General features: G+C 63.6%; 22 protein-coding genes. 6 read left to right on the forward strand and 16 right to left on the reverse strand.

From position 1 onward, the window contains the following. The first annotated feature begins 139 nt into the window (after nt 1-139). Both M1D74_RS16600 and M1D74_RS16605 read left to right on the forward strand, forming a co-directional pair. On the forward strand, nt 140-1249 hold the full coding sequence (locus M1D74_RS16600) for an exo-alpha-sialidase (protein ID WP_458116064.1): 1110 nt from the start codon (nt 140-142) through the stop codon (nt 1247-1249). Next, nucleotides 1246-1533, forward strand: coding sequence for a ubiquitin-like small modifier protein 1 (locus M1D74_RS16605; protein ID WP_309070379.1), 288 nt, complete (start codon nt 1246-1248; stop codon nt 1531-1533). Before M1D74_RS16600 ends, M1D74_RS16605 begins: the two co-directional genes overlap by 4 nt. Here the strand turns inward: M1D74_RS16605 and M1D74_RS16610 are convergent. Continuing rightward, a complete protein-coding gene (locus tag M1D74_RS16610; RefSeq protein WP_458116065.1) occupies nt 1530-2729 on the reverse strand; it encodes a CHAD domain-containing protein in 1200 nt (399 codons plus the stop codon). The two genes, M1D74_RS16605 and M1D74_RS16610, sit on opposite strands and share 4 nt — an antisense overlap. A 102-nt stretch (nt 2730-2831) precedes the next feature. Here M1D74_RS16610 and M1D74_RS16615 point away from each other — a divergent pair, with 102 nt between their 5' ends. Further along, a complete protein-coding gene (locus M1D74_RS16615) occupies nt 2832-3401 on the forward strand; it encodes an MOSC domain-containing protein (protein ID WP_458116066.1) in 570 nt (189 codons plus the stop codon). 13 nt (nt 3402-3414) lie between these two features. Here the strand turns inward: M1D74_RS16615 and dnaB are convergent, their stop codons facing one another. From dnaB to M1D74_RS16675, 12 genes are all read right to left on the reverse strand, one after another. Then, nucleotides 3415-4791 (reverse strand): replicative DNA helicase, encoded by a 1377-nt coding sequence (gene dnaB / locus M1D74_RS16620; protein WP_309070376.1) that lies wholly within the window; start codon nt 4789-4791, stop codon nt 3415-3417. A gap of 589 nt (nt 4792-5380) precedes the next feature. Beyond that, the gene (rplI, locus tag M1D74_RS16625; protein WP_309070375.1) at nt 5381-5830 is read right to left on the reverse strand and encodes a 50S ribosomal protein L9; all 450 of its coding nucleotides are present in this window, start codon (nt 5828-5830) and stop codon (nt 5381-5383) included. Between the two features lie 15 nt (nt 5831-5845). After that, entirely contained in the window at nt 5846-6085 is a 240-nt protein-coding gene (gene rpsR / locus M1D74_RS16630; RefSeq protein WP_005273147.1) for a 30S ribosomal protein S18, read from the reverse strand. Nucleotides 6086-6185: 100 nt separating this feature from the next. Then, nucleotides 6186-6737, reverse strand: a complete 552-nt coding sequence (locus tag M1D74_RS16635) for a single-stranded DNA-binding protein (RefSeq protein WP_458116067.1) — start codon at nt 6735-6737, stop codon at nt 6186-6188. Between the two features lie 53 nt (nt 6738-6790). After that, on the reverse strand, nt 6791-7096 hold the full coding sequence (gene rpsF / locus M1D74_RS16640; RefSeq protein ID WP_309070373.1) for a 30S ribosomal protein S6: 306 nt from the start codon (nt 7094-7096) through the stop codon (nt 6791-6793). A 178-nt stretch (nt 7097-7274) separates the two neighbouring features. Beyond that, nucleotides 7275-8555, reverse strand: coding sequence for a M18 family aminopeptidase (locus M1D74_RS16645; RefSeq protein ID WP_458116068.1), 1281 nt, complete (start codon nt 8553-8555; stop codon nt 7275-7277). A 27-nt stretch (nt 8556-8582) separates the two neighbouring features. Next, a complete protein-coding gene (locus M1D74_RS16650) occupies nt 8583-9215 on the reverse strand; it encodes a response regulator (RefSeq protein WP_458117208.1) in 633 nt (210 codons plus the stop codon). Between the two features lie 47 nt (nt 9216-9262). After that, complete coding sequence (locus tag M1D74_RS16655; RefSeq protein ID WP_458116069.1) at nt 9263-10519, reverse strand: sensor histidine kinase; 1257 nt, start codon at nt 10517-10519, stop codon at nt 9263-9265. Nucleotides 10520-10553: 34 nt separating this feature from the next. Next, a complete protein-coding gene (locus tag M1D74_RS16660) occupies nt 10554-11444 on the reverse strand; it encodes an ABC transporter permease subunit (protein ID WP_309070369.1) in 891 nt (296 codons plus the stop codon). 2 nt (nt 11445-11446) lie between these two features. Continuing rightward, nucleotides 11447-12406, reverse strand: a complete 960-nt coding sequence (locus tag M1D74_RS16665; protein ID WP_458116070.1) for an ABC transporter ATP-binding protein — start codon at nt 12404-12406, stop codon at nt 11447-11449. Nucleotides 12407-12531: 125 nt separating this feature from the next. After that, complete coding sequence (locus M1D74_RS16670; RefSeq protein WP_458116071.1) at nt 12532-13788, reverse strand: YncE family protein; 1257 nt, start codon at nt 13786-13788, stop codon at nt 12532-12534. Continuing rightward, nucleotides 13760-14377 carry a GlcG/HbpS family heme-binding protein gene (locus tag M1D74_RS16675; protein WP_309070366.1) on the reverse strand — a complete coding sequence of 206 codons (618 nt, stop codon included), beginning with the start codon at nt 14375-14377 and terminating at the stop codon, nt 13760-13762. The genes M1D74_RS16670 and M1D74_RS16675 overlap by 29 nt, the downstream gene beginning before the upstream one ends. Nucleotides 14378-14566: 189 nt before the next feature. Between M1D74_RS16675 and M1D74_RS16680 the strand changes: the two genes are divergently transcribed. Both M1D74_RS16680 and M1D74_RS16685 read left to right on the forward strand, forming a co-directional pair. Continuing rightward, nucleotides 14567-15709 carry a sensor histidine kinase gene (locus M1D74_RS16680; RefSeq protein ID WP_309070365.1) on the forward strand — a complete coding sequence of 381 codons (1143 nt, stop codon included), beginning with the start codon at nt 14567-14569 and terminating at the stop codon, nt 15707-15709. Beyond that, the gene (locus M1D74_RS16685; RefSeq protein WP_458116072.1) at nt 15706-16332 is read left to right on the forward strand and encodes a response regulator; all 627 of its coding nucleotides are present in this window, start codon (nt 15706-15708) and stop codon (nt 16330-16332) included. Before M1D74_RS16680 ends, M1D74_RS16685 begins: the two co-directional genes overlap by 4 nt. A 61-nt stretch (nt 16333-16393) precedes the next feature. Here the strand turns inward: M1D74_RS16685 and M1D74_RS16690 are convergent, their stop codons facing one another. The 3 genes from M1D74_RS16690 to M1D74_RS16700 all read right to left on the reverse strand — a co-directional run bounded on the left by M1D74_RS16690 (nt 16394) and on the right by M1D74_RS16700 (nt 18887). Continuing rightward, a complete protein-coding gene (locus tag M1D74_RS16690) occupies nt 16394-17227 on the reverse strand; it encodes an ABC transporter permease (RefSeq protein ID WP_309070363.1) in 834 nt (277 codons plus the stop codon). Next, nucleotides 17224-18213 (reverse strand): ATP-binding cassette domain-containing protein, encoded by a 990-nt coding sequence (locus M1D74_RS16695; RefSeq protein WP_309070362.1) that lies wholly within the window; start codon nt 18211-18213, stop codon nt 17224-17226. The genes M1D74_RS16690 and M1D74_RS16695 overlap by 4 nt, the downstream gene beginning before the upstream one ends. Before the next feature lie 80 nt (nt 18214-18293). Further along, nucleotides 18294-18887 (reverse strand): LURP-one-related/scramblase family protein, encoded by a 594-nt coding sequence (locus M1D74_RS16700; protein ID WP_309124386.1) that lies wholly within the window; start codon nt 18885-18887, stop codon nt 18294-18296. Between the two features lie 242 nt (nt 18888-19129). On the opposite strand from M1D74_RS16700, the gene M1D74_RS16705 reads away from it, so the two are divergent. Further along, nucleotides 19130-19549 (forward strand): hypothetical protein, encoded by a 420-nt coding sequence (locus M1D74_RS16705; protein WP_309070360.1) that lies wholly within the window; start codon nt 19130-19132, stop codon nt 19547-19549. The last annotated feature ends 33 nt before the right edge of the window (nt 19550-19582 follow it).

Below are 19582 nucleotides of genomic sequence, written 5' to 3' on the forward strand. Positions count from 1 at the left end.
CTGTAGGGGACCTCTCCTTCAAAAACCTCTGTACAGCCCAAGGCGGCTGTGCCATTGTTTACAGTGTCCACATGCGGTCGGTCATGTGATGGTGTGTCCACGGCGGCCGCGTACTCCTCTTCCGGTGAATCGAGTACTCATGGAAACCACCGTCATTGCCATCGGCACCAAAAAGGGTTTGTGGCTGGCTACCAGCACGGACCGGCAGAACTGGACCCTGTCCCAGCCTCATCACCTGATGTCGGAGATCCCGAGCATCGGTATCGATACGCGCGGCGGGAGGACGAGGATCCTCGTCGGGATGATGGACTGGCACTGGGGGCCAACTGTTGTCTACACCGACGATCTCGGCTCCACCTGGTCCGAACCCGAGCAGGGTGCCATCAAGTTCGCCGAATCAGACGAAACCGCCCTTGGCCGGGTCTGGCAGTTGCAGCCGGACTCGGAAGACCGCCCCGGCGTTGTCTGGGCCGGCTGCGAACCGATCTCGGTGTGGAAATCCACCGACGGCGGGCAGCACTTCGAGCTCAACCGGGGGCTATGGGACCACCCGCATCGCTCGGAATGGGGAGCCGGTTTCGGCGGCGCGGCAGCTCACACCGTCATACCGCACCCGGTGGACGACACCGTCCACGTGGCCATGAGCACCGGCGGCGTCTACCGCTCCATCGACGGCGGTCAGTCCTGGGAACCCCGCAACAAGGGCATCTCGGCCTACTTCATGCCTGACCCGAATCCGGAGTTCGGCCAGTGCGTTCACAAGATCGCCCGCGACTCGGAAAACCCGGAGCGGCTCTATGCCCAGAACCACCACGGTGTCTACCGGTCCGATGACGGTGCGGAAACGTGGGAATCGATCGCCGACGGACTGCCCGCGGACTTCGGATTCGTGATGCTCTCCCACCCGCGGCGCGGTGGTACAGCGTGGGTAATCCCGCTCAAGGCCGACGGCGAGCGCATCCCACCGGATGCGCGCCTTGCCGTTCACCGCACAGACGACGCCGGAGCCACCTGGACCCGCCTCGACAACGGCCTGCCCGCCAGCGAATACAACGCCGTGTTGCGCGACGCCGCAGGCGTGGACACAGCAGAACCAGTCGGCGTCTACTTTGGCACCCGCGGCGGAACGGTCTACGCCAGCGCTGACGAGGGCCAGACCTTCACGGAAGTGGCAGCGCACCTGCCGGACGTACTGTGCGTACGTGCCGCCGTCGTCGTCGGGGCTACTGCACCTGTCCCCTCGCCATGAGCGCAGTGACGGTGCTCATCCCGACGCTGTTGCGGCCACTGGTCGAGGACCGGTCGGCCGTCGAGGTTCCGGTCGACGCACCGGCGACGGTGTCCGCCGTACTCGACGCCCTCTCAGAGGGCAGGCCCGTGTTGGCGCGACGCATCCGCGACGAGACAGGCGCACTGCGCCGGTACGTGAACGTCTACGTCGACGGCGAGGACGTCCGCCGGGTGGACGGGCTTGCCACATCCGTCACCCCCGGATCAGAGGTGATGATCATCCAGTCCGTCGCCGGCGGCTAGGACGCTGGTGAGCCGTCGGCCAGTTGCGAGAGGAATTCGTCGATCAGTTCCCCGGAATGCCGGAGGCTGTCCCGGTACCGGGCGGCCGCGACTCCCTGGATCAAACCCAGGTCGTAGCGATCACCCTCACCGGCCTGGCGGTCTGCGGTGCTCGAGAGCCACCTGAGCACCACCCAGGAGTCGATGATGGCGCCGAGTTCACGCTGGTACCGCTTGCTGGTCTTCGCCGCCCTGTGGAGGTCCTTCTGCGGCTTGATTCCCGCGCCGTGCAGCACCGAGGCAACATAACGGACCGCTTTGGCGGCTTTGCGGACGTTGTGTGCGCGCTGTAGCACCGCCTCATCCGAAGACAGGGCGTGGTCCGGCGGCTCAGCCGCGCTTTCCAGGACGCCCCGCAGGCTTCGTCGGAGGAGTTTGTTGGCAAGTTGACGGGCGGTCAGGCCGGTCACCTTGTCGGTCAGCGGCGGATTCAGCGCGAAGGCGCTCATCTCCGTCAACAGATCATGGTGTTCTTTCTGCTGCAGGACCTGCCTGACAGCGCGGGACCCCTCGGTGTATTGAGCGAAGGCAAGCTCCTGCAGATGGGTGATCAGGTCCTCGTTCACAGGGGTAAGTGAATCTAGGCCCATGGTGAGCAACTGTGCCGTGATCTCAGCATCACGCGCCGGTGCGCATACCCTGGCGAGAGTCTTCAGCCGCTGACTAGCTTCCCGCCTGCGGCTGCGCTCCAGGAACGGTGCCGCGGCCTTCAGCAGGGCCCGCAGGGATCGGCAGGTCACGCGTAGCTGGTGAATGGCATCGGGCAGTTCAAGCCGGACGGCGAGGTCTCCCACGAGGAGTTGGTCCGAGAGATGCCGGAGCATGGCCGACAACGCCACAGGTGCTCCTGCGCGCTGTGCGAGGGATGTACTGCCGGCAGCTCCCGAGCTGCCGCTCGGTCGCACCGGTGCGAGCTCCTCACCGCCGGTGAAGCCGACAAGGTGACGCGATAGGGCAACCGGGAGATCCAGGGGCCGCGATTTCAGGCCGGCGAAAGTCACCTCATGGTGCTGCCCGGCGAGCATCAGCCTGATGATCCAGCGGGCCGAATCATCCTGGACGCGTCGGACCAACTCCACTGATCGACGGCCGAGTGCATTCCCTGCGGTGTCGTAGGGTGTGTCCGCGGGGTCTGCTGCAGACGCCTCGACGCTCATGAGTCCATCATGCACGTTGCTTCCGTCTCCGCAGCGGCTTGCTGCAGAGGCTGCCCGATCCCCATGGCGGTCCTCCTCCCGGTGAACCGCTAGTTTGTGTACATGTCCGAGTACCGGTACAACGTCGAAATACTTCATCTGCTGGTGTCGCCGCAGCACGCCTACTTCGGCAGGGCCCGCGACGGCGCTGCCGAGGTCAGCACCCTCGACGCCGACAAAGCCGATGTAGTAGCGGGCAAGGGCATCGTGGGTGACAGGTTCTTCGGAAAGGCCGCACACATGGACGCGGCCGTAACCCTGTTCCCGGTCGAAGCCCTGGAGGCTATCGCAGCGGAACTGGGAGCCGGTCCCTTCGATCCCCTGCTGACGCGCCGCAATGTGATTCTGAGGGGTGCACACCTGGCACCGCTCATCGGGCAGGAGTTCGCACTGGAGTCCGGCGGAGACAGCGTCACTTTGAGGTGTGGCAGGCCGGCCCACCCGTGTGTATGGATGGATAGGATGCTCGCCCCCGGAGCACATGCGGCAATGCGCGGGCGCGGTGGCGTTCGATGTCAGCCGCTCTCCACCGGTTCCTTGCATACTGGCGCGGCCGTGCTCGTGAGCCCCGTAGAACTCGTTCCGGCACAGGCTGGCGTGCCGCACCGCCTCAAACCGAGCCGATTGCCCTGACGGACTGAATTGGTTAGAACCCGCCGGTGTCAGCCGCCATGTTGTTGAAGCGCGAATAGTGCCCCTGGAATCCGACCACAAGCGTCTTGGTAGGTCCGTTACGGTGCTTAGCAACGATGACATCCGCCTCACCGGCGCGTGGCGACTCCTTGTCGTAGACGTCGTCACGGTGGAGCAGGATGACCATGTCGGCGTCCTGCTCGATCGATCCGGATTCACGAAGGTCAGACACCATGGGCCGCTTGTCAGTACGCTGCTCCGAGCCACGGTTCAGCTGTGACAGGGCGACGACGGGGACGTTCAGTTCCTTGGCCAGCAGTTTCAGGGCGCGTGAGAACTCGGAGACTTCCTGCTGCCTCGACTCAACGCGCTTACCTGAGGACATCAGTTGCAGGTAATCAAGGACAACCAGCTTGAGATCGTGCCTCTGCTTCAGGCGACGGCACTTGGCACGAATCTCCATGAGGGACATGTTCGGGCTGTCATCGATGAAGAGCGGAGCGTCGTTCATGCGGCCCATGGTGGTGGCGATCTTGCCCCACTGCTCGTCCTTGACCGTGCCCTTACGGAGGTCCTGCAGCCCGATCGTGGCCTCGGCGGACAACAGGCGCATAGCGATCTCATTTCGGCCCATTTCGAGGGAGAAGAACACTGTGGTCATGTTGTGCTTGATCGCAGCCGACCGGGCCCAGTCCAGTGCGAAGGTTGACTTACCCATGGCTGGTCGCGCAGCTATGACGATCATCTGCCCGCCGTGAAGCCCCTGGGTGAGCTCGTCGAATTCGTAGAACCCCGTGGGTACGCCGGTCATCCCCTCCCCGCGATGGCCGGCAGATTCGATCTCATCCACCGTGCCCTCAATGATGTCCTTCAGGGGCACATAGTCTTCAGCCGTACGCCGCTCGGCGACCGCATAAACCTCAGCCTGGGCAGCGTTGACGATGTCATCGACCTCCCCGTCATTGGAGTAGCCGAGCTGAACAATCTTGGTCCCGGCGTCCACCAGGCGACGCAGAACGGCGCGCTCACGGACGATCTCCGCGTAGAAGCCCGCGTTGGCTGCGGTGGGAACAGACTGGATCAGGGTGTGCAGGTAGGCCGGGCCGCCGATCCGCGAAATCTCGCCTCGTTTGGTCAGCTCATCCGAGACGGTGACGGCGTCAGCCGGCTCCCCGCGACCATACAGGTCAATGATGGCCTCGTAGATGCTCTCGTGGGCCGGGCGGTAGAAGTCCACTCCACGCAGTACCTCGACGCAGTCTGCGATGGCGTCTTTGGAAAGCATCATGCCGCCGAGGACGGACTGCTCCGCTACCAGGTCCTGCGGTGGTGTCCGTGAGAATTCCGGGGAGCGCGTATCTTCTGATGTATCCGCATGAGTCAAAGACACTAGTGCGGCCTTCCTTCCCGAAACTTCCCCAAACCCCGCTCCCAAGCCCTTGGGGGACGATGGATCCGAGCTGAATAACCATAGGTACCAGCCGCCACCGACAGCCTTGCGCGGGATGGGATACCCCGTAACGCTAGTGCCCAAGCGCCACCCTGCCAAGCAAGTTATCCACAGGGGGTGTGCATAAGTGGGTAATTGTTCGGCGTGTTGTGTGTAGAGGCTGGGGATATCTATGTGGATTTACTCCGTCGCCCACTCACAATAGCGGTTTGACTAGGCGAAACGTTCCGAACAGCCTGTGGAGAAAAACTTTCTGAGCCCAACATTCACCCGCTGGTTCCGTGTTGACAGAAGGTGAATTTGGCCCTACGGCCGGCCCTTTATGCACCCAATATCCACAACTCCACAGCTAGCTGGGTATATGTGCGGGGGATGGGCGGGCAGCGACGTGACGGCCGTTTATTCTCAGGCCCTGATGGTGGCCCGGACATATACGGGGACTGGCATGCGCACCGATGCGCCCTTCGGCATCAGTACACGCGAAAGGCCCCGCTCCAAAGGAGCAGGGCCTTCCCTGAGCGAAACTGATCTAGCTGGCTACGACATCCAGGTCGATAACAGCGGCAACATCCTCGTGGAGACGGACGTTCGCCTGGTAGCTGCCGGTCGACTTGATGTGGGCCGGCAGTTCGACCTTGCGCTTGTCGATGGAGCCGAGGCCAGCGGCCTCGACAGCCTTTGCGACATCTTCGGCCTTAACGGTTCCAAAGAGGCGGCCGGACTCGCCGGCCTTGACGGTCAGCTTGACCGGCTTTGCCTGGAGGGCAGCAGCCTGGCGCTGGGCGTCCTCGAGGGATGCGTGCTCGCGAGCAGTACGTGCAGCCTTGATGGACTCCACCTGCTTCTCGCCACCCTTGGTCCAGGTCAGAGCGAAGCCGCGGGGCAGAAGGTAGTTACGTGCGTAACCGTTCTTCACCTCGACGACGTCGCCTGCGGTTCCGAGACCGGTGACTTCCTGGGTCAGAATAAGCTTTGCCATGGTGTGTTCCTTTCCTTAGCCGCGGCCTGCGCCGGAGTAAGGCAGGAGTGCAACTTCGCGGGCGTTCTTGATTGCCTGGGCGATTTTGCGCTGTTCCTGCACGGTCACGCCGGTAACGCGGCGCGCACGGATCTTTCCGCGGTCGGAAATGAACTTACGCAGCAGTGCTACGTCCTTGTAGTCGATGACGGTGACGTCAGCGGCCTTCAAGGGGTTGGACTTTGGTTTGGGCTTACGAAGTTCAGCCTTAGCCATCGTGGTGCTCCTTATGTCTGGTGGAGCCCGCAGAACGGTTCTGCGGGATGGGAATTACGTGGTGAAGACGACGCCGCTGCGGCGACGCTTCGTGGAAGGTCTAGAAGGGCGGTTCGGAGGAATCCGGGCCGCTGCCCCAACCGGACGAGTTACCGCCGGCCGGTGCACCCCAGGGGTCCTGAGCCGGCTGGCTCTGCTGGCCGCCGCCTCCCCAACCCTGGTTGGAGCCGCCGCCGCCGCCGAAGCCGCCGCTGTCTCCCCCACCGAAGCCGCCGCCACCGCCGGAGCGCTGGGTACGGCTTACCTTGGCGGATGCGTAGCGCAGGGATGGACCGATTTCGTCCACCTCCAGCTCCATGACGGTGCGCTTCTCGCCTTCCTTGGTTTCATACGAGCGTGACTTGAGGCGGCCCTGTGCAACAACGCGGGTTCCCTTGGTGAGGGTCTCCGCGACGTTCTCAGCCGCTTCACGCCAGACCGACGCCCGGAGGAACAGCGTTTCGCCGTCCTTCCATTCGTTGGACTGACGGTCGAAGGTCCGCGGCGTCGATGCAATGGTGAAATTAGCCACTGCGGAGCCTGACGGGGTGAAACGAAGTTCCGGGTCGCTGGTGAGATTACCGACGACCGTGATTGTGGTCTCGCCTGCCATGGTGCCTCCTACGGTCACTGGTCCACCGGGGTGGACGTGGTTGAAAGCCGAAACTACTCGGCAGAAACCTTCTGCTCCTCGGGGCGGATGATCTTGGTGCGCATGATGGTCTCGTTCAGACCAAGCTGGCGGTCAAGTTCAGCTGCGATAGCCGGGGTAGCGGTGAAGTTGACGACGGCGTAAATGCCCTCGGACTTCTTCTTGATGTCGTAGGCCAAGCGGCGACGTCCCCAGATGTCCACCTTGTCTACAGTGCCTTCGCCGTTGCGTACAACGTTCAGGAACTTCTCAAGTGTTGGCTCAACGGTACGTTCCTCGACATCGGGGTCGATGATTACCATCAGTTCATATGCACGCATTGTGAACCCACCTCCTCTGGGCTAAACGGTCGCGGTCCTTCCGCAACAGGAGGTTCTTTTGCGTTGACCCGTGCAGCTGTTACCGCTTTACTTCCAGCGGCTCCACGTCGGCACGGACTTATCAATACTACCGGACTGTAAACGGGTCACCGAACCGCCTGTGGATAAGCACTACAGCTTAGGCAACAGTGAAGAAGCGCCGCGCAACGCGGGTCAGGTGGTAGGGATCCTCCACGCCGCACAGTTCGCGGGCGGAGTGCATCGACAGCAACGGAACTCCGACGTCGACCGTCCGGATCCCCAGTCGGGTCGCTGTCAGCGGTCCGATGGTCGACCCGCATGGCATCACGTTGTTGGACACAAACTCCTGGTACGGAGCATCTGCGTCGCGGCACAACCGAGCCCAATAGGCTGCGCCGGGAGCATCAGTGGTGTACCGCTGGTTAGCGTTGATCTTCAGCAGCGGTCCACCGTTCAGGACGGGATGATTTGCGGGGTCGTGGCGTTCGGCGTAATTGGGATGGACGGCGTGGCCCGCGTCAGCGGAGACACAGAATGAGGCCGCGAAAGAGCGCCGCCGCTGCTCTTCACTTGCGCCCAGCCCCGCCGAGATCCGGTGCAGGATGTCCTCCAGGAACGGCCCGCTCGCCCCCGAGCGCGAACCGCTGCCCACCTCCTCGTGATCGAAGGCGGCCAGCACCGCGATCGGTGCGTTCCCGGCGTCGTCCTTCGTGGCGTGGATGAGTGCGGTGAGCCCGACGTGTACCGAGGAGAGGTTATCGAGCCGACCGGAGGCGAAGAACTCGCCTTCCGCGCCGAACACCCGCGGTTGCTGGGTGTCGGCGATGACGACGTCGAACCCGCCGACATCCGCTGCCTCCACGTCGGCGTCCACGGCCAGGAGCTGCAGGAGGTCAGCCCGCCCGGGATCGCCAAGGCCCCACACGGGGTTCATGTGCTGCTGCTTGTCCAGCTTCAGGCCATCATTGACGGCACGGTCGAGGTGTATGGCGAGCTGGGGGAAGCGCAGGAGCGGTCCGGTGTGCACGAGGTGCTCGACGCCGTCGTGCGTCACGAGCCGCCCGGCGAGTGCCAACTCGCGGTCCAGCCACGAGTTGAGCAGCGGACCGCCGTAGATTTCGACGCCGGCCTGCAGCCAACCGTGGCGTCCGGTGGTCGGCTTCGGCTTCAGCTTGAAAGAGGGCGAGTCAGTGTGTGCTCCCAGTATGTGGAACCCGGTGGTCTCGGTTGCCGTCGACGGAACAACCCATGCGATCAGGGCGCCGTCACGGACGACGAAATACCGGCCCGGTCCACCGTCCCAGGCATCACCCTCGTGCAGTTGGGTGAATCCGGCAGTCCGCAGTCGGGCACCGCCTTCATAAGCTGCGTGGAAACTCGACGGCGAAGCGCTGACGTAGGCGCCAAGATCGGCAATGTGAGCATGAGCGGCAGTCATGACTGCAAGCCTACAAGCCGCAGCGGGTCAGAAATCGAGTCCCTGGCTCGGCGTCACCAGGCCGGTCTCGTAGGCGTAGACCACGGCCTGGACGCGGTCGCGCAGGTGCAGTTTGGTGAGGATCCGGCGGACGTGTGTCTTCACGGTGGCTTCCGAGAGGAAGAACCGGTGCGCCAGCTCGGCATTGGACAGGCCCTCGGCAATTGCGCCGAGGACCTCGAGCTCACGCGGGGTCAGATCCTGCAGCAACGGGTCCCGCGGAGTTTTCGGCGCGCTCGGCTGGGAGCGCACATATTCCTCGAGGAGGCGCTGGGTGACCCTGGGCGCGACGACGGCGTCCCCGCTGGCAACCACCCGCACTGCGTGCACGAGCTCGTTCGGTGCAACGTCCTTGAGAAGAAAGGCCGAGGCCCCGGCCCGCAGGCCGGCGAACGCGTACTCGTCAAGATCGAAGGTCGTCAGGATGATGATCCGGGCAAAGCTGCCCGAGTCAGTGATGCGTCTGGTCGCCTCGATGCCGTCCATAGTTGGCATCCGCACGTCCATGAGGACGACGTCGGGCTGCAGCCGCTCGGTCAACCGCACCCCCTCGGCGCCGTCGGACGCTTCCCCGACGATATGCATGTCCTCCTCGCCCTCAAGGATGAGCCGGAAACCCATTCGGAGGAGCGGCTGGTCGTCCACCAGGAGGACTCTTATCGGTTCACTCACGCAGACTTCTCCTGACGGTTCTCTTGTGGAATCTGTAGTTCAGCGGTGACGATCCAGCCGCCGGACGGTCCGGGCCCGCAGGTTACCGTCCCGCCGTAGATGGCCGCCCGTTCCCGCATGCCGGCGATTCCCTGACCGGTGCCGACCGACGGCACAGGCTCCATGGCACCCCGGCCGTCATCGGAGACGCGCACCCTCACGGTGGAGCCCAACCGCGCGATCAGCACGTCAACCGTTGTCACGGCCTTGGCGTAGCGCAGCACATTGGTGAGCGACTCCTGGATGATTCGGTGGATGGTCATCTGGAACGCAGCATCTTCCGGCAGCCCGGGTCCGCTGAGTTGCACGCGGATGGGCAGCCCGGCGGCGCGGAATCCCTCGAGAAGCCCCGCCACTGAACCGCCCGCGGGCAACGGTGCCAACGGCGCGGAGTCGGGTCCTTCCCGAAGGACGCCGAGGACCCTCCGCATGTCCGCGAGCGCGGTACGCCCCGTGGCCGAGAGTTCGCTCAGCACGTCGCGCGCACGGTCTTGATCGCGCTTCATGACGACGGCGGCGCCGTCGGACAGTGCAATCATCACGGAAAGCGAGTGGGCAACCACGTCATGCATCTCCCGGGCAATCCGGTTCCGTTCATTGGCGGAGGCGAGTTCGGCGTTCCGCTCCGCCCACTCACGCAGTTCATTCTCATGGAGCCTTTCCCGGCGGATGGTCACACCGACGCCAACGGCCACGACGTACCACATGACAGCGAAGCCCATGATGACCCACACCAGGTAGGGAGCTTCTCCGGGGACGATGTCGGGGATGAAGGCGAGCGGCAGAACCGAGGCGACAAGCGCGAGGGCAAAGGCCCCGATCGCCGTGCGCAGCTGAAACGCAACCGAGACGGCATATAACGCAAACCAGATTCCGATGCCGACGGTGGAGCGGGCATCCGAGTAGAGCAGGGCGACCGGTTCGATGACGCACAGTGCTACCAGTACTGTCCGCGGCATGATGCGGCGGAAGAACAGGACGAGTGCTGCTGCACAAATGGGTAGGGCGGCCCACCAACCCGGGGCGCCTTCAACAGGCAGGACGACATTGGGCAGGCTGGCCAGGAGAAACAGGAAAACGACGACGGCGTCCATCATCCGCGGATGCGACCGGAAGTACCGGCGGATGGGTCCGAGTCGTCGTGCATTGATCTCGGTGAAGGAGACGGCGGCCGTTCGCTCCGACGTCTCCTTCACCAAGGCTTTTTCACTCATGGAGTGAGCTTATTGGGTGTGCTTCTTCAGCCCGCTAGACGTCCCGCTTCTTGGTGACGATGAGCGAGAGGACCAGGAGTACAAGGGCCCAGCCGCCGAGCACCAGAGCGCCCTGCCACTGAGTCAGGCCGTCTTCCACGGTGGTGACGGCCACCATCGCCTCACCGGCGCTGCTGGGCAGGAACCGGGCTGCGTCGGGGATCCAGTCCGCGAGGCCGGAGAAGATCTGGACGATGATGGGCAGCACCATCAACAGGCCGATTGCCGTCACGACGCCGCCGGCGGTGTTGCGCAGGAGGGCGCCGATTGACATGGCGATTACGGCCATCAGCGCGAGTACGGAACCGGTGTTGACGATGCTGAGCAGGACGCCGTCGGTGGTGATTGCGAAGTCGATGTCCTCGGGTGCGAGGAGCGGCTGCGCCACGAAGTAGGAGATGAAGGCTGCACCTGCGCCCACCACGAAGGCGATGGCGGCGATGATGAGGTTCTTCGCGAGCAGGGCCGGAATTCGCTTGGGCACGGCGACCATCGTCGACCGGATCATCCCCGTCCCCCATTCCGATGCGATCAGCACAACGGCGAGCGAGGCAATCAGGAGCTGGCCGAAGATGATGCCGGCACTGGGTGCGGTCAGCGCCATCTCGCCGTAGTCGGTCGCGGCGAGCTGAGCCGCGATTTCCGGGTCGGAAGACGTGAATGACTCAGCGGAGGCCTGACTTGTTGCCATTGACCATGCGAAGAGCGCGGACAGTCCGATCATCACGACCAGCGTGATGGATAGCAGGATCATCGTGGACGGAACTGTGGTCACCTTGATCCACTCGGACTTGAGGACGCGAGCGAAATTGACGCCGGATCCTGAAGTCGGTCGGCGGTGGCTGGTGGTCCCCTGCGGGCTCGGTGCGGTGGCGGTGTGTGCCATGGCTACTTGCCTTCCTGAAGGCCGGCTCCGCCACCGGCAGTGACGCCGGCCTGCGGAAGAGTGTGTGAGTGGTACTCGACCTCGTCGGAGGTGAGCTGCATATACGCGTCCTCGAGCGAGGCCTGAAGCGGCGTCAGTTCGTAGACGAGGATCTGATGGTTGAGGGCGACCTCAGCGATGCGGCGGGAGTCGGCCCCGGTGATCTCCAGAAGGTCAGATTCGAACTGCTGGCTCGAAACGCCGTCCGCGGCAAGCGCCCGGATAAGGTCCGCCGGGCGGTCGGTGCGGACACGTGAGCGGGTCTGACCGTGGCCGGCCAGGATTTCCTTGATCGGGGCATCCGCAATGATCCGGCCCCGGCCGATCACGATGAGGTGGTCTGCGGTGAGCGCCATCTCCGACATCAGGTGGGACGAGAGGAACACCGTGCGGCCTTCGGAGGCGAGCCCCTTCGCCAGGTGACGAACCCACTGGACGCCTTCCGGATCCAGCCCGTTGACGGGTTCGTCGAGGATGACCGTATGCGGATCCCCGAGGAGGGCGCAAGCGATACCAAGCCGCTGGCCCATGCCCAGGGAGAACCCGCCTACTCGCTTCTTCGCAACGGGACCCAGGCCGGTCATTTCGATGACCTCCTTGACCCGGCTGTTCGGAATGCCGTGGGTAGCCGCCATGGCACGGAGGTGGTTATACGCGGTGCGCTTGGTGTGGACAGCCTTGGCGTCGAGCAGCGCGCCGACCTCACGCAGCGGCGCTGAGTGCTGTGCGTAGTGCTTTCCGTTGACCCGTACGTCGCCGCCCGACGGGTTGTCGAGCCCGACAATCATGCGCATGGTCGTTGACTTGCCGGCGCCGTTGGGTCCGAGGAAACCTGTCACTTGTCCCGGCTTAACGCTGAAGGAAATACCGTCTACTGCTGTCTTGGCGCCGTAGCGTTTGGACAGTTCTGCTGCCTCAATCATGATGGGCATCCTTGGGGAAGGGGGGATTTCTGGACTACTTCAACCCTACGAAGCTTTGCCGTTCGCGGCGCCGACCGGGGGGATGATTCTGCGCCGAACCCACTACGTCGAAAGGATGACCCCTGCTAGGGCTGTCCGGAGGGCACGACGGCGAGCGCCTGCGGCCTGCCCGGCACTGCAAGCTCCTGCTGCTCGAATGTCTCCAGGTCGATGACGGTGATGCCGTCCCAAAACCCGTCCCGTGTGTAGCCGCCGGAGAGGAGTGCATAACGCCTGCCGGTCTCCGGATGAACCCACGGCGCTACTGTTTCGTGCAGACGCTTTAGCGGCACTATCTCTTCGGCATCCGTCGCGAGGTCACGCACGGTGAGATTCGGCGTGCCTGTCGAGTTGCCGAACGCTCCCGTCCCAATCACCAGCAGCGTGTCCTCCACAATGGCCGTGCCGTGCTGATGGGAGTTCGCGGTCATCTCCTTCACCGTCACGGCGCCCGAAGCGGGATTGACGACGGCGAGCGCAACGCCCTGGTACGGCAGGAGAAGGCGGCCCGCGTCGTCGATGGCCGCGTAGTGGGGCTTCTCCCAGGAGGCTAATCCGCCTTGAATCCCGAACGGCGCCACCTCGATCCGGCGTGCTGCGAGGGACTCGGCGTCGACCACGTGTACGGAGAAGGAATCATGGTCGATTGTGTACAACTGGGCACCGTCCCCCGATAGCAGGACGTCGAAAGGACGCAGCCCCACCTCCACTGAATCCACGGTCCTGCTGGCCGTGACATCCATCTTCTCCAGCACGGAGGTACCGTCCGCCCGCAGCACGGCCACGTAGACAAACGCGCCGTCGGCGCTGGCTACGAGGCCGGTACCGCCGGCCCGGTACTCCCCATACTCGATACGGCCCGCCGGGTTTGCGTACGGGATCAACCCAGTACGACGCCGATCGTCCAGATCGACTACCGCCACGCCTTCCGCTGTGGAGACGAACGCCTGTCCCCCCGCGACGAACACGTCCCACGGTGCCTGCCCGACCACGACACTTGCCACGAGAGGATTCGCGGGATCGGCCGGGTCCACGAAGGCGAGGGAGTCTCCCGATGCCTGGGTTGCAAGCACGATCGACGGCTCCGGTGGCGCCTCTTCAGGCCCGTCAGTCGTCGCTGGCGCCGGCGGTGACGCTGCAGACGACGGTGACGCTGCGGACGACGGTGACGCTGCGGACGACGGTGACACGGGCGAAGTAGGCGACGCGGTTGGGGAGGCGACCGGCGTCGTCGTTGGTGGCGGCCCGGGGGGCGCCGGGCCGGTGCAGCCGACACTGAGCAGCAGGAACGCCGTCCAGGCCAGCCCGGCAAACCTAGCCTGCAAGGGAGTCCGCGATGGCATCAAGACCCGCTTGGGCGCATGCCTCATCCGCCTCGCCCGACGGGGCACCGCCGACTCCAATGCCGGCGATGGACGCCTCCCCGGCCTTCACGCTCACGCCCCCCGCAAGGAACAGGGTGCCCGGAATGTCGCGGATCGTGGCACCGTCTCCTGCAGCGCGTTCCGTGAGTTCGGAGGTATTCGAGCCGAAGGCTGCGGCGGTATAACCCTTCAACCGTGCCGATTCCATGGTGTGCTCACCGGCGTTGTCTCCCCGCAGCATGGCCTGTACCTGACCGAACCGGTCGACTACCGCGACTGATACGAATCCGAGATTGTCCTCCTGGCACTGCGCGAGAGCAGCCTGAGCGGCTTCCGTGGCTGCCTGAATGCTAAGCCGCGGCATGGTGAGCACGGCCTCACCGGACGACTCAGCCGGTGCGGACTCGGCGGGAGCAGACTCGGTTGCAGGAGCTGCAGACTCCGAGGTCACCTCTGCGGCCGGCTCGGCGGTGTCCGTGTCGGGTGACGAACACGAGACGAGGGCTGCGGCAAGCGCCGCCGCCGAGAGGAAGGCGAAGGACGCGCGGGGAAGATGAGTATTGGACATGACACTCCTTGACTGGTCGGGACGCTGACTGGACCTCCAGTGTCCCGCTGCTGGACACATCGGTACATCCCCTGTTTGACCACCTTTGGGTACGACCTACAGTCAGGTCCGTCTCCTACCTTTGGACGAGGGCAGTTGAATTCTCCTCAGGCTAAAATCCAAGAAGTTCCCGCTACCGATCGGCCCCCCATGACCTTGCAGTTGCCCGGCAGGGCCACCGTTCTGATGTGGATGCATGCCGGTTTCTACCTGCTCCTGATAACGTCCGCGGTGCGGTACCTGCTGTCACACGGGCTGGACGGCGAGTGGGTGGTTCTGCTGGCCCTGTCCGTTCTCCTCGTTGTTCTATATGCCGCAGGGAGCATTTTTCTATCGACGGGTCGAACGGCCGTTGGCTGGCTTTTCGCGGTGTTGCTGTTGTGGGGAATCGTCGCCTATATCGCACCGAGCTTCCTCTGGTGCGCCTTTCCCCTGTTCTTCGTGTGCCGGCATCTCCTCAAGGGATGGGCGGCCCGTCTCTCCCTGATAGTGGTTGTCGCGGTGATGATGATCGCTCTGGCACGCCTCACCGGCGGCCTGGACATCACCCTCATCGTCGGGCCGGTGGCTGTGGCTGTACTCATGCTGGCCGTGTACAACAGGGTTGAGCAGGAAAGCCTCGCACGAAAGAAACTTCTCGATGAGCTCACCGAGGCGCAGGCGGAACTCAGCACCAGCAAGCAGCGCGAGGGCGCACTGGCCGAACGTGAACGGCTCGCCCGCGAAATCCACGACACAGTCACTCAGGATCTGACCCAGTCGGTGCTGCTTCTGGAAGCAGCAGACCAGCTGTGGGACGTCGCGCCGTCGTCGTCGCGGTCACATCTGGGAAAGGCCACGGCATCCGTCCGCGGCAGTCTGATGGAGGCACGCAGCCTGGTACACAACCTCACCTCCCCGCAACTCAGTAACCGGACGCTTGCCGAGGCGCTGCGGTCCGCTACAGCTGAGGTGCCGGGTCTTCAGGTCACCGTCACGGGAGAGGAGTATGACCTCCGCCCGGAGATCAATCATGCCCTCCTCCGCATAGCCCAGAGCGCAGCGGCGAACGTGAGGCTGCACTCGGGCGCCGACACGGCGGTACTCACCCTGACGTATGTTCCGGACGGTATCAGCCTCGATTTGTTCGATAACGGCAGGGGCTTTGATCCGGCCGCTGAACACCACGGCTACGGACTACGCGCGATGCGCCAGCGTGCGGAGCAACTCAACGGCACGTTTTCGGTGGAGAGTTCACCCGGCGACGGCACAGTGATCACAGCGTGGCTGCCGCGGCAGGATGACCCCTCATGAGGATTCTGCTGATCGACGATCACGACGTTGTGCGCGCCGGACTACGCGCCATCCTCGGGACGCAGTCCGATATCGAAGTAGTGGGCGAAGCCGCCAACGGAGCAGACGGCGTACGCCAGGCCCTGGCCCTGCAGCCCGACGTGGTCCTCATGGATCTCGCCATCGGTGCAGGAATGGACGGCATCGAAGCAACGCGGCGAATAACAGCCGACGCTCCCGCCATACGTATCCTCGTCTTCACCACCTATGACTCTGACGCCGACATTGTCCGCGTCATCGACGCCGGCGCCACGGGTTATCTGCTCAAGGATTCGACGCCGGAGGAACTGTACGCCGCAATCCGGGCTGCCGCCCAGGGTCAGGCAGCGCTGTCCGCGCCGGTGGCGTCCGTCCTTCTGAAGCGGATGCAACAACCCGAAGGCGCATTGACTCCGCGAGAAGCGGAGATCCTGGAACTGTTGGCCGCAGGGCTGAGCAACCGTGAGTTGGGCCGGAAGCTCTACGTCAGCGAAACCACGGTCAAGACCCATCTCCTGCACATCTACCGCAAGCTGGGTGTGGAGACCCGCTCTGCTGCCATCGCGGAAGCGGGCCGCCGCGGTTGGGTGCGGCACCGTCCCTGAGATGTGCCGCCGGGAAACGACGACGGCGACACGTGGATGCCGCCGTCGTCGTGCCTAGGTCCTAGCGGGAACTGATCGACTTGAACTTCTTCACCGAGAGCGGGACGAAGATGGTGAGCATCACGACAATTCCGACGATCACAGTGATGATCGGGTTCTGGAGGGTCCACGCGGTGGGCTCGGGGAATTCCGGGTTAGTGTTCCCAAACAGCATCCGCGCCGACTCGACAAGGGCGGATACGGGGTTCCATTCCGCAATGTTCTTCAGTACCTCCGGCATGGTGTGGATCGGAACGAAGGCGTTGGAAATGAAAGTCAGCGGGAACAGGATCATGAAGGACGCGTTGTTGATGACCTCCGGGCTGCGCACACTCATTCCCAGGAGTGCCATGACCCAACTGAAGGAATAGGAGAAGAGGAGGAGGATCGCGACGCCGCCCAGGAAGCCCCAGAAAGACGTGGTCACGCGCCATCCAACCAGCCAGCCCGTTCCCATCATGATCAGCATGGAGATGCTGTTGATGACGAGGTCTCCGTTGGTCCTGCCGATCAGTACCGCAGCAGGGCTCATGGGCAGCGTCCGGAAGCGGTCGATGATGCCGTCCTTCAGGTCCTGAGCCATGGCAGCACCAGAGAAGGTGGAACCGAAGATAACGGTCTGCGCGAAGATACCCGCCATCAGGAAGTTCACGTAGTCAGGCACGTTCATGGCTCCGGCGTACACCTGGCTGAACAGCAGAACGAACATGATCGGCTGGAGAATGGTGAAGACGAGGATCTCCGGGACCCGCTTGATCTTGATCAGGTTCCTGCGGGTGGCGATCCACCCATCAGAGATCAGCTGAGTCAATGGAGACCCTACGCTCCCATAGGCGGGTTGGGTGACCGCGGTCATTGTGCATTCTCCAATTCAGCGTCAATCTTCCGGGTCTTCTCGTCTTCGGCTTTGTGGCCGGTGAGCGTGAGGAAGACGTCGTCTAGTGTGGGTCTGCGCATCCCGGCATCATGCAGCCTGATGTTCGCCTGCCCCAGATCGGACAGCACGTACTGCAGCGCGCGTGGGCCCTCGACGACGGACACCTCCACTGTGCGGTCGTTCACGAGGGGCGTGCCGTCGCCGTGGCGTGCCAAGATGTCGCGTGCGGCTCCGGCGTCGGCCTCGTCGACAAGAGTTACCACTACCCTGTGACCGCCGATCTGGGCCTTCAGCTCGTCCGACGTGCCCTCGGCAATGACCTTGCCGCCGTCGATCACCGCGATGTCGTCCGACAGGTGGTCGGCCTCCTCCAGATACTGGGTGGTCAGCAGGAGGGTGGTGCCGTCATTGACGAGCTTCGTGATGATTTCCCACAGCGCGAGCCGGCTGCGCGGGTCCAAACCCGTGGTCGGCTCGTCAAGGAACAGGATCTTCGGATTGATAACCAGGGCACCGGCAAGGTCAATCCGACGGCGCATACCACCGGAGAAGCCTTTGACCGGACGGTTTCCCGCCTCGGTCAACTCGAACTGCTCGATGAGTTCCTGTGCCCGCTTCCGCGCGGTTTTGGCCCCCAGGTGATACAGCCTGCCCACCATTTCCAGGTTCTCAAACCCCGTGAGGTTTTCATCGACCGCCGCATACTGGCCGGATGCTCCAATGATTCTCCGAGCCGCCTTCGGATTGCGGACGACATCGATGCCGTCAATGTGCGCGGACCCCTCATCGGGCTTGATGAGGGTGGTCAGCACCTTGACCGCGGTGGTCTTTCCTGCCCCGTTAGGACCGAGCAGAGCCTTCACCGTTCCCTGGGGAACTGAAAGGTTGAGACCGGCGAGTGCATGCACCGGTCCGCTCTTTGATTTATACGTTTTCTTCAGACCTTCGGCCTGGATGATTGTCATGGGTCAAACCTAAGTTCGGGGCAAGGGAGGGTGAAGCGCATCACGGACAGCTTCTGTCCGCTATTCGAATTGGACTGTCCTTAACGGGACTGCAATGCGTCCAACGCGACCGCCATCGCGGCCGCTACCCGCCAGTCCAAACGACCGCCCGGAACCGTCACGTCGTAACGGTCCCGGAGGGAGGCGCGCCGCTCCGAGGTGAGGACCAGCTGCCCAGATGGGTCACGGAAGTCAAAATGGAACAGGAAGGGCGCCGGAATGGCGTCAAGGAATGGAACGATCTCCCACACCCTGCGCGCTATGGCAACTCCCTGGCTGCGCTCACTCCCGACGGCCTGGATACCAGGTGCATCAAGCTGCCACGTGGAACGAAGCAGAGACGCCCCGAAGTTCTTGCGGAAGCTGCCGATGGGGTTCCCCTGCGCGTCCAGCACGTCATAGGTGGCGCCCAGGTCCAGCCGCTGGCGCGCCTTGAAGGAAAACAACACCGTCTGCCGTGACTCGTCGGCGAAGAAGCGGACTTCCTCCTTGAAGGCGGCGCGTTTCTGTTGCGCGAGGGCCATGAGCTGACCGGGATTGCCGCTCGGGTCCACCGAACGCACTTCGTACCGGTTCACCATCATCGTGATCTTCTGCGTTACCGAGAACTTCTCGATCGATGCACTGTGCTCCACTTGCTCTTCCTTCACGCTTTACCGTGCCCGGATGAGGGCAGCGTTTCTGAGCATAGCCACGACGCCGGCTGCCGGCGTCGTCCTCAGGGAGGATCTCTTCGGCGGCGGCCAGACGGCGGCATAACAGCCACCCCTTGACGACCCTCAAGTACAGGTCAAGAGTTACTACTAGACGTCCCTATCGGGCGCCCCGCATACTGGCTGGCCCGGCGTGGCAGCCATTCATCAGGAAGGCGAAGGCAATGGACGCAATGACATGGGTGTGGATCATCATCGGGATCCTCGTAGTGCTCCTCATCATCGGATTGATCGTTTTCCTTGGACGCAAGCGCAAGCAGCAACACGATCAGGAGAAGCGCCGGAAGGATCACGAGCGTGCCAACCAGATTCGTGAAGAAGCACAGGTCAAGGACCTCGAGGCGCGCGAGCGTGAGGCCCACGCTACCCGTGCGGCCGCTGAGGCCCAGCAGGCCGAGGTCGACGCTGAGCGGTTGCGCCAGGAGGCAGAACAGCGCCAGGCGGACGCACAGGGACTACGCCGCGAAACCGAAGATCGCGCCCGCCACGCAGATGAAATCGATCCCCTGGTGGGGAACGACGACGCGCGCCGGGACAACGACCGCCGGAACGACGCCGATCAAGGCCGTCCCGGACGCCATTAGGGAAAAGGGCGGGTTGCGCTAAGCAGCCCGCCC

The organism is Arthrobacter sp. D2-10 (assembly GCF_054161285.1).